Genomic DNA, 14,111 nt, shown 5'->3' with positions numbered 1-14,111 from the left:
CCAACGAATTTATACTGGGGTTTACCCTTGTTTTTTTAAAATCGGTACACTTGCGGCATGCTACGCATACACAATCTCGGCAAGCGCCATGGCGACCATCTCGTATTCCAAGGGCTGACACATACGTTCCAGCCCGGATGCGTGGCGCTATGCGAAGAGGAAAGCACCGGCAAATCCACCTTGCTGGCGATTATCGCCGGGCTTGTCACGCCCAGCGAGGGCGAAGTCTGGATTGAAGGCCGCTCGTTGCTGGAGTGCCCGCAACAGGTCAAGCCGCGTATCGCCTATGTGCCCGACAATTGCTTGCAATTTCCTGCTTTGACGGGACGCGAACTGCTGGAGCAGACAGCTGCTGAAAAGAACGCATCGCTCGACGACGCAGTATTTGAACTTGCCGGCAAGCTCGAGCTGGAGCCGCACTTGGACAAGCGCTTCGAACAGATGTCCACCGGCACGCGTCGCAAGGTCTATCTGGCTGCGGCCGCTCTGGGAAAGCCGGCTGTGGTCATTGCGGACGGCCCCACCAATGGAGTTGATTCGCGCGCCTGCACGGCCTTGGCGGAACAGTTCAGGGCGTGGTCCCATGACAGGGTCGTGCTCTTCGCCAGTCACGATGCTGAGTTCGTGCAGGCTTGCCAGGCACGGACAATCAATATCGCCGCGCCTTGAATCAAAAGGCCGGCTGCCGGCAATAAGGCGGCGACTTGGCGTTATTGTTCGCTGCGACTCGTGGCCTGCGCGTTTTCAAGCCATTTCAGATAGGCGGTTCGAGTCGCAGTTGAAACAGAGCTCAAGACCTTTTTGTGGTCAACCTGATGCCGCAGAACCAGCCGTGCATCGGCCACGGCGCGAGACTTGCAAAACCAGTGGCAGCTATGTTGCAGCAAATAAAGCTCTGCAGACAGATGGTAGGCCCTGGTTTTCGAGTCGAGCTCGTCTGCGTTATCGACAAGATGCCGCAAACCGTCCGCATGAATGTGCAGCAGTTTCCTGAAATCCCGGGTCATTGCGGGAAGGAAGCGCTCGATATACGGCACGCAAAACGACAGAGCACCAATGCTTGCCGCCTGCCTATCTTCTTTTTGCATGGCCTCAGCCAGCGATTGCGCTTGTGCCGCCACTGCTCGCTCGGTTTGGGCGAAGTTATCCAATACCTGAAGCTGGCGTGTTTCGCTTTCTTCCCGTATGGCGCGGGTGTAGCCTTGTGTCAGCGTTTCCATATGGCGCTCGAGCTGCAGGTTGGAAAGATGGCCTCCCAGCAAGGCAATGCGCGCGCGCTGGTAGCGCGTGCGAAGCATCAGCCACGCCACGAAAACCGTCAAGAGAATTACTGTCGTATCCATTTATTATCAGAGCCAGAGTTTCCAGCGGATGGGCATCCAGCAGAAGGGTGTCGCCATCATACAAGATGAGCCTGCTTTGTATCGGGCAGGCCACATAGGGCTTTGGTTTTCGCGGCAGACTGGTCGGCAGGGTGTGCGGCTTAGGGCAGCTTCGCAATCACCTTGATCTTGAAGTCGTAGCCATACAGCCAGATTACTCCCACAGCGGTTGCCGCACTATAACGACTCGCCTCGTAAATGGCGTTTCGCGACATTCACGAAGGCGCGAACGTTGGGATGATCTTTACGCCCGCTTTGAAACAACACAGAAATCGGCAAGGCCGGTGCTGCATCGTCGGCCAGGATGCGCTCGAGTCGTCCCGCCGCGACTTCGTCCGTGATCTGATACGAAAGTGTTCGAACCACCCCCAGCCCGGCGACCGCTGCGGAAACCGCCGAATCCATGTTGTTGACAGATAAACGTGCGGGGTGCGTTGAGCGCCTGAATGCGTCTTGGCCCCAGCCGCGATGCGGTCCGCTCTCGTCTTCAAGCCAGATCAAGTCATGATCACGAAGGTCGGCCATCGACATTGGTCGGCCGCGCGCGTTCAAATAGGCGGGGCTTGCGCTAAATACAGGGCGAACCTCACCCAGTCGCAGCATGTGGAGCGAACTGTCCGGCAAGTTTGCAATACGGACGGCGACGTCGATTCCCTCGTCGACCAGGCTGACAACCCGGTCCAGTAAGCGCAGCTTTACTTGAAGGTCGGGATAGCGCTGCAGTAGCTCCACCACGATGGGCAACACGTATTGACGTCCAAAAATGACGGGCGCGGTAACTGTCAGTGTGCCGCTGGGCAGCGTGCGGCCGCTGCGGACAGTATCAAATGCCCCTTCAATTTCGGCGATGCCCGCCCGGCATCTGGCCAGGAAGTCGGCTCCTTCGTCGGTAAGGCGCACGCTGCGAGTGGTGCGCATCAATAACTGAACGCCCAGATCTGCCTCCAGCGCCGCAATGGCGCGCGACACTGTGGTTGGCGACATGTGCAGGCGTCTTCCTGCTTCCGCAAAGCTTGCATGTTCGGCCACGCTGATAAAGGTTTTTAGCGTCCGCAGCTTGTCCATGGTCGTCGCCTTTATTTGATTATGAGCAGAACTCGCAACAATGAAGTGCGATTTCTATGGATTCTCTCATTATTCGATGCCAGACATAATGAATGCCTGGTTCAAAAGAGGAGGCTCACCATGAAGCTTTACTATCACCCATTGTCCGGCCATGCCCATCGCGCCGCGCTTTTTCTTTCACTGGCTGGTGTTCCCTATGAACTGATTGAAGTCGATATGGCGGCCGGCGCCCATCGGCAACCCGAGTATCTGGCCTTGAACGCCTTCGGTGAGGTGCCGGTGCTGGACGATGGCGGCATCATCATCCCGGACTCACTCGCCATCCTTGTCTATGTCGCCAGAAAAGTGGGCCCGTCCCACTGGCTGCCCATCGACCCGGTGGTGGAAGCGCAGATACAGCGATGGCTTTCGGTTGCCGCCGGCAAGATCGCGTACGGGGCGTGCGCCGCCAGGCTTGTCACAATATTTGGCGCCCCTTTCGACGCGGAAGAGGTGATCGGCCGCGCCCATGCCACGCTTGGTGTCATGGAGCGCAGCTTGGAAGGCAAACGATGGATCGCGGGCACTGAAGAGGCAAGCATCGCTGATGTGGCTCTTTATAGCTACGTTGCCAGGGCCCCCGAAGGAAACGTAGACCTGGGCGCTTATCCGAAGGTTCAAGCCTGGTTGAGCCAGGTCGAGCAACTGCCGGGCTTCCTTCCTTTTCAGCGTACCCCTGTCGGGCTTGAAGCCTGAGCCGGTTTTTGACAGCCGCTATTTATCTTATTCAATCAGGAGCAAGCACCATGCAATTTGACACACTGCGTCTGGATCACGTGGGAATCCGCGTCACCGATCTTTCCGCAGCCGAAGCTTTTTATGCCAAGCTGGGTTTCATGCGCGACCCCGACGAGTTCTCCGAGAAGGACAAGGCTTGCGGCCTTGTGCACCCGGCTGGCCTGCGGATTCATCTGATCTACAACGGCGAAGCCGATTCCGAAGGGAACGTTCTTTTGGATGCGCCGGTCAAGCGTCCCGGCTACACGCACGCCGCCTTTATTATTGACAGCATGGACGACCTGGTAAGCTGGCTGGGGCGCGAAAACATCCGCATCAGTGAGGGGCCGGTAGTAATGGGCCAAGGCCGCCGCAGCGTCTGCTTCATTCGCGACCCCGATCTGAATGTATTGGAATTCAACGAGATTCTGGCTGGTTAGCGACCTGCGCGCTTAAGCACACTAACGTAGGTGTAAACCGACGGGTTCGTTGTCAGAGTTTGTGTCGTAAAAATGCTTGCTAAGCAGCCGCACCAATTCCGTGCTGGTGGTAACGCCCATTTTACGAATGACATTGGCCCTATGCACGTCGACGGTTTTCGGGCTGATTTCGAGTTGCCGTGCTATTTCTTTGCTGGTCAGGCCACACAGCAGTTTTTTCAGCACATGGGTTTCTCGGGGGGAAAGCACCTCGAGACGTCCTTTCAGGGCTTGCTGCCTTAAATTGTTGTCGTGGGTTTCTTTCGCCAAACGCATGGCCCGTCTGACGCCGGCTAAAAACACATCGGGATTGAACGGCTTCTGCATGAAGTCGATCGCGCCTGCTTGCAATGCACTGACAGCGGCGGGCACATCACCGTGCGCCGTCAGGAATATGATGGGCATGTGGTGGTGACTGGAGCCGCTTAGTTGCTGTTGCAGCTCGAGCCCGCTCATTTCTGGCATGCGTAGGTCGACGACAGCACAGGCAGGCCTTGATTCTTGCTCAATGGCGGAAAGAAAGCTTGTGGCCGACGAAAATGCGGCAGAGCTGATTTTGACGGAAGCCAGGAGCCACGAGATGGCGTCAGTGACACTGGGCTCATCGTCTATCAAGTAAACCATTACGGAGTTCATGGGTTGCTCCTTGGTCAGGGCCCACGGTAGGCGGGTAGTGTGAACCTGAAACACGTGCCGCCGGGATTGGACTGTAAACGCAATGTACCCCCATGCCATTCTATGATGTTCCGGCTGATCATCAAACCCATTCCCAGGCCCGTTGCTTTGGTTGTGACGTAGGGGTCGAACAGGGAAGGAATCAAAGAGGCGGCGACACCGGGGCCATGATCAATGACGTCAATTGTCAGATTATTATAATTTTGCGAGAACACCCGGATATGAATGATTTTGTCATTCGGCTCGGTGTCCGACATGGCTTCGATGGCGTTGATGATCAAATTGACAATGACCTGCTGGATTTCAACCGGATGGCAGTATGCCGGGGGAAGCTGCAGGTTTTCTTTGGTGTCGATTTTCACGTCGATTTTGACTTGCGCCGAATGTATCTGAAGCTCAAGCAGCCGCAACGTCTGGTCCAGCAGGTCGTCGATGGCAACCGGACTGAACTCGGGTTGTTGGCGGGATATGAAGTTGCGTGTGCTGCGGACGATTTCATCGGCTTGTTCCAGGTGCAGCCGGGTTTTATCCAGAGCCTGGAACAGTTCGGCCTGGATCTTCGGGTCAAGCGCTTGATGCTGTTCCAGATAGTTGCGGATTCCACCCAAATAGCTTTGGCAGGCATTCAGGGGCTGGCCGAGCTCGTGAGCCAGAGAGGATGCCATTTGTCCTATCAACGATAGCCGCGCGGCGTGGGCCATCGTGGTTTGCTGCTCGTGCTCGCGCCGCTGTTGCCGTTTCAGGTCTGTGACGTCCGAGATGGTAAACACCACCCCCTTCTTGTTGTGGGCCAAGCGGGCGGCGATGGCGGTCAGCTCGCGTTGATCTTCTCGGGGATGGTTCCATGCAAAAGAAAAACGATTGACCATTTGCCCTGTCTGCAATGCTTGATACTTGATCAGCTCGACAAGGGAGGTGTGTTGCCCGGAAGGCAGAAGCACGCGCGTTCTGTCTTCGGTCAGTGTCTTTATCAAGCGGGGCGTCGGCGCGCCCAAAGTGATTTGCAACGTCCGGTTGACTTCGGAGATGGCGCCGTCTTCATTGGCGACCAAGGCGCCCAACGGTAAATGCCGGAACAGAGCGCGGTATTTTTCGCGGGTGTCAACCGCCAGCGCCTGGAGTTCGCGGCGGCGTTCGATTTCGGTGGTCAGGGTGCGGTTGATGCGCTGCAAATTGAGAGTTCGCATTTGTATTGCGTGCTCAAGCTGCTGGTTGAGTCTTCGGAGCGCATCCTCGGCCTGTTTCTTTTCGCTGTGATCCTGCACTACCCAAATAGAGGGCGAAAGCGGATCTTCGGGCGCCAGGGGGCGACCGGACACCTTGCACCAGATCAATGAGCCGTCTTTTTTTGCCAGTGCCCGTTCGTGGGTATGGAAACCGTCTGTGAGGGGGCCTTGCATGAGCCGGCCCACTTCGTTGTAGTCCTCTTGCCGTGCGTAAAGGCGTCGTACCGCTTGCCCTCGGAGCTCGTCGGGTTCGTACCCGAAGATTTCAGCCATGCGGGCGTTGGCCCAGATGAACCGGCGGTGACGCATGTAGGCGATGCCGACGATGGTGTTTTCGAGCACCAGCCAAGGTGAAGCCTCACCCGAAAGGCCTGGGTGACTTGGGTCAGGAAGCTCGGGTAGAGATGCAAGATTGGGGCAGGGCTGATGCATTGTCGGTCCAGTATCACGTATCAGGTTTGCAAAGTATCAGCCCGTTGTCATCAGGGATTTCCCTGTGTTGCGCCGCACTACGGAATTGCCTTAGTTACTAAGGAATCAATCCCAATAGCCGCTTCGCTGACAGTTAACTATTCTGTCATGACTGGGAGTTGGCCTCCTGGCTTACAAGACAAGAAGGAGACAGCATGTTTACGGTCGATATAGACACTGGCGGCACGATGACCGACGCGTTGGTGTCAGATGGGTCACAACGCCACACCTTCAAGGTTGACACCACGCCGCACGACTACACGGTGTCGTTTTTGAACTGTCTGAAAGAAGCAGCCCAAGCACTTGATTACCCGGATGTTCCCGCGTTCTTGCGCAACGTCGCGCTGATTCGCTGGTCGTCGACGATCACGACAAACGTGCTTGCCGAACGCCGGGGCTCCAAGGTGGGTGTGCTGGTGTCGCAAGGGCACGAAGGCAAGCTCTACGGTAGTACGCGCTCGGCCATTCTTGGCGAGCTGGTGGACGAAAGCGCGGTTATCGGGCTTCCTCTTGAGCCTTCGCCAACTGATGTGCTGGCGGGCGTCAAGCAGTTGCTCGAACAGGGGGTAAGGCGCATTTGTGTATGCCTTGCCGATTCCTTCCCCGACGGCCTGGCTGAGCGCAGAGTAAAAAACATCATCGAGAGCCAGTATCCCGATCACATCATCGGCTCGGTGCCTGTGCTGCTGGGTAGCGAGATGGCGCCTTTAAGGCATGACCAAACACGCGCTCACTATTCCGTCATGAACGCGTATACGCATTCTCAGCTGGCCAACTCTCTATTCAAGGCTGAAGACTTGCTGCGTGAAGAACAGGGTTGGGATGGCCCGCTTTTAATTGGCAATACCAGCGGAGGGGTCGCCCGAATCGGGAAAACCAAAGCGGTTGATACGATCGAGTCCGGTCCGGCGTTTGGCACGTTCGGCGGCGCCCATATGGCCGGGCTATACGGCTTTTCAAATGCCGTGTGTTTTGATGTCGGCGGCACCACGACGAAAGCCTCCATTGTCAGAGACGGAGAGCCTGTTTTGCAGCGTGGCGGAAACCTGATGGGCGTGCCCGTCAAGACTTCTTTTGCCCTGCTGCGATCCGCGGTGGTGGGCGGCGGTTCGATCGCGCGGGTAAAAGACGGGGCGCTCGTGCTTGGCCCCGAGAGCATGGGGGCGGTGCCCGGGCCGGCTTGCTATGGGCTCGGAGGCCGGGAGGCAACCCTGACCGACGCTTTATTCATACTGGGTTATCTCGATTCCAAGAATTTCATGGGCGGTCGGCGCGAATTGAACGTCGAGCTGTCCAGGCAGGCTATTGAGCGTCATGTGGCGCAGCCGCTTTCCCTGTCAGTGGAAGCCGCCGCGCTGGCCATACGTGATGAAGCCGTCACCCTGATGACTGATCTGATCGAAAGCATTCTGCTGGAAGCCGGTTTGCAGCCCGCCGATGTGCCCTTGTTCGCGTTTGGCGGGAATGGCCCCATGTTCGCCGCATTTGTCGCCGCTCGGCTGGGCATGCCTTCGGCTCACGTGTTTCATTTAAGTCCGGTGTTCAGTACGTTTGGATCGGCGATTTCGGATGTGGTTCACACATATGAGCGTGGAATGGAGCTGCACTGGAGCGCTGAAAACAGCCATGAGTTCCACGCCGCTCTGCGCGAAATGAGGCGGCAGGCCGAGCGAGACCTGCGCGGCGAGGGCTTCGATCCGCACACCGCGCACTACACCTGGGAGCTGGGCCTCGGAACCCACGAGGACAGCATTACTGAAATCAGGGTGCGCCTTGACGACTCGGATGAAAAGGCCGTCGCTGCGGCCATCGGTGAGCAAATCGAGCAAGCCGGTCTGCGCACGCAGCCTGTCTTGTCTTTGCGCTTATCCACACGCTTTGTCGTGGGGTCTTACGGCGCTTCGCCCCGCACCGAAAAAGCGGCTCCCGAGCCACCCGTCAAGCGCGCCGTGCGTTATGCCGCCGGCCAGGCGGTGGATGCGGATGCCTATCGGTGGGAGTCTCTTAATGTCGACGATGAAATCAAGGGTTCGGCAATTGTCAATGGCGCCACATTCACCTGCCCCGTTCCTCCCGATTGGGTGTTCAGGGTCGATACGTATGGCAATGCCGCTTTGCAGCGGGCATGAATATAAGAACTGACAGGAGACACATCCATGTACGAACGCATCCGTTTTACCGAGTATCTTGATCTTGATCTGAACGACGAGCACTGGTACTGCCACGATTGCAACACACAACTGATCAGCGCCCATGAAAACTACAAGAAGGGCTGCCTGGTGGCCGAGCGCATGCCCGAAGAAATCCACGATCCGATCATCGATGGCGAATACACATTCGCGCCCGACAAAGACTGGGTTCGCATCTTGGAGTTTTATTGCCCCTCGTGCGCTCGGCAAATTGAAACCGAGTATCTGCCGCCCGGGCATCCCATCACGCACGATATCGAGCTGGATGTGGAAAGCCTCAAGCGCAGGCTGGAGCTTGGCGACTTTGTCATCCATTCCGGGAAACTGCGGCGCGTGATCCGGGAAACACATCATGAAGGAGCTCAGCCATGAGTACGATGCCTAGCTCGGGTGGAATAAATTCCATCGACATCGACGTGGGCGGAACATTCACCGACCTGGTGCTTACGCTTGACGGGGAGCGGGTCATAGCAAAGTGTGCCACCACTCCGCACGACTTGTCCGTTGGTTTTCTCGACGCGATAGAGGCCGGCGGCGACAAGCTGGGGCTGACGATCGAAGAGCTCTTGCCCAAGATCGACATGATCCGCTATAGCACTACGGTTGCGCTTAACCGGCTGTTGCAGCGGCAGGGGCCGCGCATCGGTTTGCTGACAACCGAAGGCCATGAGGACGCCATTTTAATTGGCCGGGGCGCGCAATGGACAGACGGGAAACGGGTTTCCGAACGCCGAAACATCGCGGTGCAAAACAAGCCTCACCCATTGATCGAACGCAACATGATCCTGGGGGTACGGGAAAGAGTCGACTCGACAGGCCGCATCATCAGGCCTCTTGACGAAGAAGACTTGCGTCATAAGCTTCGCCTGCTGATAGACCAGGGCGCTCGGGCCATCGTCGTGTCGCTGCTGTGGAGCTTCATGAATCCGACCCACGAGCAGCGTATCAAGGAAATCATCCGCGAGGAATACAAGGAATATCACATCGGGTTCGTCCCGGTCGTCCTGTCATCCAGTGTCGTAAGCAAAATAGGTGAGTATGAGCGAACCATGACCGCTGTTCTTGACGCCTATTTGCAGCGCTCCATGCAAAACGATATTGGCGCCACATGGGACAAACTGCGAGACCGGGGTTATCAGGGCGCCTTCCTGATGATCCACAACTCAGGCGGCTCCGCCGACATTTTCAAGACTCCGGCCAGCCGCACCTTCAATGGCGGCCCCGTGGCGGGCTTGATGGGCTCGGCCTACTACGCAGAGCAGTTGGGGTTCAAGAATGTGGTTTCCGCTGATGCGGGCGGCACCAGCTTTGATGTGGCCCTGGTGGTGGAAAGCAACGTTCGCAACTATAACTTCCGGCCCATCATCGATAAATGGATGGTGAACGTCACGATGATGGAGACGCTTTCCATAGGTGCGGGCGGTGGTTCCATCGCAACGGTCGAGCAGGGCAGGCTGACCGTCGGGCCGCGTAGCGCCGGTTCGATTCCCGGTCCGGTATGTTATGACCTTGGGGGCACCGAGCCCACCGTGACCGACGCCGACGTTGTCCTGGGCTATATCAACCCCGATGCGTATTACGGCGGTCGCATGCCCTTGAACAAAGGCAAGGCCGAGCGAGCCATTCGCGAAAAAATCGCCGACCCGCTGGGCATTGACGTCATAGAAGCCGCCACCCTGATCAAGCAGGTCATGGATGAAAACTCGGCCGGAGCCATCAAGCGCGAGGTCCATATGCGCGGCTATCACCCTGAAGACTTCGTCATGTTCGCCTTCGGTGGCGCCGGCCCCACCCATATGTCCGGGTTTCGCGGCGATATGACCAAGGTCGTGGTGTTTCCGGCTGCACCCGTATTTTGTGCCTTGGGCGCCTCCATCATGGACGTGATGCATATGTACGAGCAATCGCGCCGAATGATTTTCATGGAGCCGCTTACTCAAAAACTGGTCGTTGATAAAAAGGCTTTCAACGAGATTGTCGACGAGTTGATCGACAGAGCCTGCCTGGAGCTGGCCAGCGAGGGCCTTGATGTTGAAGACGCGCGTTTTGAGCTTGAGCTTGACATGATGTATGGCGGGCAAGTCAATTTGAAACGGGCGGCATCCCCGCTTTTGCGTATCGAATCAGATGCGGATGCGCTAACTATTTACGATGCCTTCGAAGCAGAATTTGCGCAGGCTTTTTCACCCCTGGTAATCAATAAGCCGGGTGGTGTCTATCTGGATAACTTTGTGCTTAAGGCAAGTGTTCCGACATGGAAGCCGCCTCTCGAGGTGTTCGAGCTTACCGGAGCAGACCCGTCCGCGGCGCAGACCGGGTCGCGGCAGACCTACTGGCCAAACATCAAAGAATGGAAAAATGCCCCGACGTATCAGTGGGAACAACTGCTTCCCGGCAATGTCGTTGTGGGCCCGGCGGTCATAGAGGCCGAGTTCACAACGATTCCGGTGCCGCCTGGCGAAAAGCTGTCAATCGACCGCCATGGCCTCGGCATTCTGGAGCCTATTACGCCTCCGCCTGCGCGCAGACGAATTGGTTCCAATTTGATTGTTGCCGAGGCATAACAGTTAAGCAGGAGACAAGAAATGACTATCCCAACGCTGGAACAAAAGCTGGACTGGCTTAAGCCTTCTCCCGCATCCGAGAAAGAACTGGCCCTGGCCGAGCAAATTGACGCGGCGACCTACGAGATCGGTTTTCAGCGAACCAATGATATTCTCGATGAGGGCATGGACGTGTTTGTGCGTTCGTGCCGTAGCGCCATGGGCGTTGCCGGCGATTCGCTGGTGGCGATCATGACCGCCGACGGAGATCTCGTCAATGGTTCGTGCGGCACGTATCTTCATGCGGTTATCCCGCCCCTCATCATCAAGTATATTCTTGACCGCTATCCTGACCAGATTCGGGACGGCGACTTATGGTTTGCCAATGATGCGGTATATGGCGGTGTGCATAATCCCGATCAAATGGTTTGCATGCCGGTGTTTTATGAAGGGCATTTAATCGCCTGGACGGCGGCGCTTGTGCATACGACCGAAACCGGCGCCATCGAGCCCGGCGGCATGCCGGTGTCGGCCACCTCTCGCTTCGAAGAAGGCATGAACGTGCCACCCATGAGAATCGGGCGTGATTTCAAGCTCGATGAAGATGTGGTGTCAATGTTCGTTGCTTTCGGAATCCGCGCCCCGGCCGCAATTGCGGTTGACCTGAAAGCGCGTTGCACAACCGCCGACCGCGTCCGCGTGCGTTTGCTCGAATTGTGCGATCGGGAAGGGCCCGACTACCTGGTCGGCCTGTTTCGCAAGATGTTGCAAGAGGCCGAAGCCGGCGCGCGTCGCTTGATCGATCAATGGCCGGATGGCAAGTACCGGTGCGTGACGTTCAGTGATGCGGTGGGGCTGAAGCAGGGGCTGGTGCGCAGTTGCTTCATGACGCTCGAAAAGCAGGGTGAGCGGATGTTGGTCGATCTGTCTGAAACAGGGCCTGAAACGCCCTCTCCGTACAACGCCCATGCGCAAGCCGCTATTGCCCATTTCTCCAATTACATCTACGAATACCTGTTCCACGCCTTGCCCATTTCAAACGGCACGTTTGCCCCCATCGACTTCAAATTTGGAGAGCGCACCTGCCTGTCGCCGAGTGATCGAGCGGCCACTTCGTGCTCGGTCATGATTTCTTCCGGCGTGATGAGCGCTGTTCACAATGCCTGCGCCAAAGCCATGTTCTCGACGGTGCTCTGGGAGCAAAGCGGCGCCTCGATGGGCAATGGCGGGAATGCGCTTGTCTTGGCGGGAGCAACCCAGTGGGGGGCGCCTTTCGCCGACATGCTGGCGTACTCAATCAACACAGAAGGCCAGGGCGCCAGGCCGACGGCGGACGGCATGGACGCATTCGGCTTTCCATGGTGCGTGTTTGGCCGCGCTCCCAACACCGAGCAGGTCGAGAACGAGTTCCCGCTGCTGGTGCCGCTTTCAAACCACTGGAAAGACTCGTGCGGGCACGGGAAGTATCGCGGCGGAGCGGGAACGGCGCAGATGTGGGTTGCTCATCATGTACCGGCGGTCTACATGATGGCCATTGCTGACAACTCGAAACTACAGACGCCGCAGCCTTTGTTCGGCGGGTATGCGCCTTGCACTGTTCCAGGCATCGGAATTCGCAATGCCAACATCACTCAATTGATGGAAGAGGGCAGCGATGTTCTTGATATGGATCTGCACAAGGTTCTGACCGAGCGCAGCATCCAGGGCGATTACGAGATCGAGTTCCAGGGACGTTCGGTGCGGCCATACAACGAAGGTGATGTGGTCACGTTTGCGTTCAGTTGTGGCGGCACGGGGTACGGTGACCCCATTGATCGTGATGCGGGCTCGATCGAATACGATATCTTGAAGGATATCTTGTCGCCTGAAATAGCGAAGCGCGTTTACAAGGCGGTTTGGTCCGAGGACAGCCGCCGCATCGATGTTCATGCCACCGAAGCCTTGCGCAACGAAGAACGCGCCGCACGCAAGGCGCGAGGAAAGCCCTATGACGAGTTTGAGCCGGAATGGCTGAAACAAAAGCCCCGGGACGAAATCCTCACTTACTACGGAACGTGGCCCGACGCGCGTGAAATCACCCCCTTGTTAAGGGCCTAGGAGGGTACCGGTATGTGGCGCAAACGAATGCAAGATTTTTCTCGGGGCATGGGCAAGCCGCATGAGCCGCTGTTTGCGCCACTGCTGTTTGGGGTTGCGGCACAGATAGAATCAATATCGCCGGATGAAATGGCGCTTGATGGAACCCGCATCCGCAAGAATGTGGGAGAGCTCAGAGGCGCTTTGGGCGGCAATACGGTATTCAGTTGCGCTCCAAGTGTTGAAACATTCGCGGGGCTAAGCCCGTTCGGAGGCGATGACCATGGCAGCTTTCTAAGCCAGCCGCGTTTCGAGGCATCGCTGGATGCGGTCAGGCAATGGCAGGCCGACAGTTCCGAGCCGGTCATCGTGGCGGCTTTTTTTGGTCCGCACCGCCATCTTCTAAGTGTCAGCGAGCAGCAGGGGGCGCCAAACGATACCGCATCGTGGTACGAACATATCGGTGCCAATCTGGCTGCCCTGGTGCGTCATTTCGCCGAGGCGGGGGTTCATGTATTGCAATGGTACGACACCATGCCTGACACAGAGGCGGATATTCAAGAATGGAAGGGCGCCTTGGGAACCATGGGGAATATCGCGCGTTTTCATCGCGTGGCGCCCTTGCTTATACTCGATAACCCAAGTGTTCCGGCCTGGCCTGCACAAGCCATTGCATGTCCCGACTCGGCCCAGATGCCGGCTGCTTCGCCACGCCCGTGCGGGCAGGCGTGGCCCGTCGACCCAGAGCAATGGGGGAGGCTGTCCGAGGCTCATGCATCTTCGCGCTTGATTACTACAAAAGCGGAAGTTGCCGCCGACACAAGTATCGACAGCCTGCTCAGTGCCGGCAGCCGCTTGTGACCAAGGGTTGATAATCTCAGGCTACTTTTCCATTGACGGACACTGAATAGCCGGAAGTACAGGAGGCAGCGATAATGGGCGTACGCATGACAACGCCGGTTACGATCTTGACCGGGTTTCTGGGCAGCGGAAAAACCACTTTGATCAACCGTATTTTGCAGGAGGCTGTCAGCGAACGGGTCGCCATCATCGAAAACGAATATGGCGCCGTGGGCGTTGATGCTGAATTTTTATCCCGAACCGGTGAAGAAACCATTATCCAGCTCGAGAATGGTTGTTTGTGCTGTACCGTCCGCGGCGATCTGGCAAAGGCTTTGCACGACCTGGTTGTGCAGGCAACGCAGCGCAACCTGGCGTTTGATCGAGTATTGATCGAAACAACCGGTCT

The 14,111-nt window shown here is 57.2% G+C and carries 13 protein-coding genes; 9 read left to right on the top strand and 4 right to left on the bottom strand.

The window, feature by feature from the left end:
- The first annotated feature begins 57 nt into the window (after positions 1-57).
- Positions 58-669, top strand: a complete 612-nt coding sequence (locus ACIY1O_RS04845) for an ABC transporter ATP-binding protein (RefSeq protein ID WP_397473958.1) — start codon at positions 58-60, stop codon at positions 667-669.
- A 41-nt stretch (positions 670-710) separates the two neighbouring features.
- On the opposite strand, the gene ACIY1O_RS04840 is transcribed toward ACIY1O_RS04845, so the two are convergent.
- Positions 711-1,343 carry a hypothetical protein gene (locus ACIY1O_RS04840; RefSeq protein ID WP_397473957.1) on the bottom strand — a complete coding sequence of 211 codons (633 nt, stop codon included), beginning with the start codon at positions 1,341-1,343 and terminating at the stop codon, positions 711-713.
- 216 nt (positions 1,344-1,559) lie between these two features.
- Positions 1,560-2,447, bottom strand: coding sequence for a LysR family transcriptional regulator (locus tag ACIY1O_RS04835; protein ID WP_397473956.1), 888 nt, complete (start codon positions 2,445-2,447; stop codon positions 1,560-1,562).
- Between the two features lie 120 nt (positions 2,448-2,567).
- On the opposite strand from ACIY1O_RS04835, the gene ACIY1O_RS04830 reads away from it, so the two are divergent.
- Positions 2,568-3,182 carry a glutathione S-transferase family protein gene (locus ACIY1O_RS04830; protein WP_397473955.1) on the top strand — a complete coding sequence of 205 codons (615 nt, stop codon included), beginning with the start codon at positions 2,568-2,570 and terminating at the stop codon, positions 3,180-3,182.
- A 50-nt stretch (positions 3,183-3,232) separates the two neighbouring features.
- On the top strand, positions 3,233-3,643 hold the full coding sequence (locus tag ACIY1O_RS04825) for a VOC family protein (protein ID WP_397473954.1): 411 nt from the start codon (positions 3,233-3,235) through the stop codon (positions 3,641-3,643).
- A gap of 21 nt (positions 3,644-3,664) precedes the next feature.
- Here the strand turns inward: ACIY1O_RS04825 and ACIY1O_RS04820 are convergent, their stop codons facing one another.
- Positions 3,665-4,318 carry a response regulator transcription factor gene (locus ACIY1O_RS04820; protein WP_397473953.1) on the bottom strand — a complete coding sequence of 218 codons (654 nt, stop codon included), beginning with the start codon at positions 4,316-4,318 and terminating at the stop codon, positions 3,665-3,667.
- Between the two features lie 14 nt (positions 4,319-4,332).
- Positions 4,333-6,015 (bottom strand): PAS domain-containing sensor histidine kinase, encoded by a 1,683-nt coding sequence (locus ACIY1O_RS04815; protein WP_397473952.1) that lies wholly within the window; start codon positions 6,013-6,015, stop codon positions 4,333-4,335.
- Between the two features lie 194 nt (positions 6,016-6,209).
- Here ACIY1O_RS04815 and ACIY1O_RS04810 point away from each other — a divergent pair, with 194 nt between their 5' ends.
- From ACIY1O_RS04810 to ACIY1O_RS04785, 6 genes are all read left to right on the top strand, one after another.
- Positions 6,210-8,183, top strand: coding sequence for a hydantoinase/oxoprolinase family protein (locus ACIY1O_RS04810; protein ID WP_397473951.1), 1,974 nt, complete (start codon positions 6,210-6,212; stop codon positions 8,181-8,183).
- 27 nt (positions 8,184-8,210) lie between these two features.
- Positions 8,211-8,615 carry an acetone carboxylase subunit gamma gene (locus tag ACIY1O_RS04805; protein ID WP_397473950.1) on the top strand — a complete coding sequence of 135 codons (405 nt, stop codon included), beginning with the start codon at positions 8,211-8,213 and terminating at the stop codon, positions 8,613-8,615.
- Entirely contained in the window at positions 8,612-10,807 is a 2,196-nt protein-coding gene (locus tag ACIY1O_RS04800; protein WP_397473949.1) for a hydantoinase/oxoprolinase family protein, read from the top strand. Before ACIY1O_RS04805 ends, ACIY1O_RS04800 begins: the two co-directional genes overlap by 4 nt.
- Positions 10,808-10,828: 21 nt before the next feature.
- The gene (locus tag ACIY1O_RS04795; protein ID WP_397473948.1) at positions 10,829-12,883 is read left to right on the top strand and encodes a hydantoinase B/oxoprolinase family protein; all 2,055 of its coding nucleotides are present in this window, start codon (positions 10,829-10,831) and stop codon (positions 12,881-12,883) included.
- A gap of 27 nt (positions 12,884-12,910) precedes the next feature.
- Positions 12,911-13,723, top strand: a complete 813-nt coding sequence (locus tag ACIY1O_RS04790; RefSeq protein ID WP_397473947.1) for a hypothetical protein — start codon at positions 12,911-12,913, stop codon at positions 13,721-13,723.
- A gap of 86 nt (positions 13,724-13,809) precedes the next feature.
- A partial coding sequence (locus ACIY1O_RS04785; protein WP_397473946.1) for a CobW family GTP-binding protein occupies positions 13,810-14,111 on the top strand: 302 nt, incomplete at its 3' end.

It is taken from the genome of Pusillimonas sp., from assembly GCF_044464525.1.
Lineage (GTDB): Bacteria > Pseudomonadota > Gammaproteobacteria > Burkholderiales > Burkholderiaceae_B > Pusillimonas.
The sequence above is the reverse complement of the archived record's forward strand: the minus strand, read 5'-3'. Positions and strand labels throughout refer to the sequence as shown.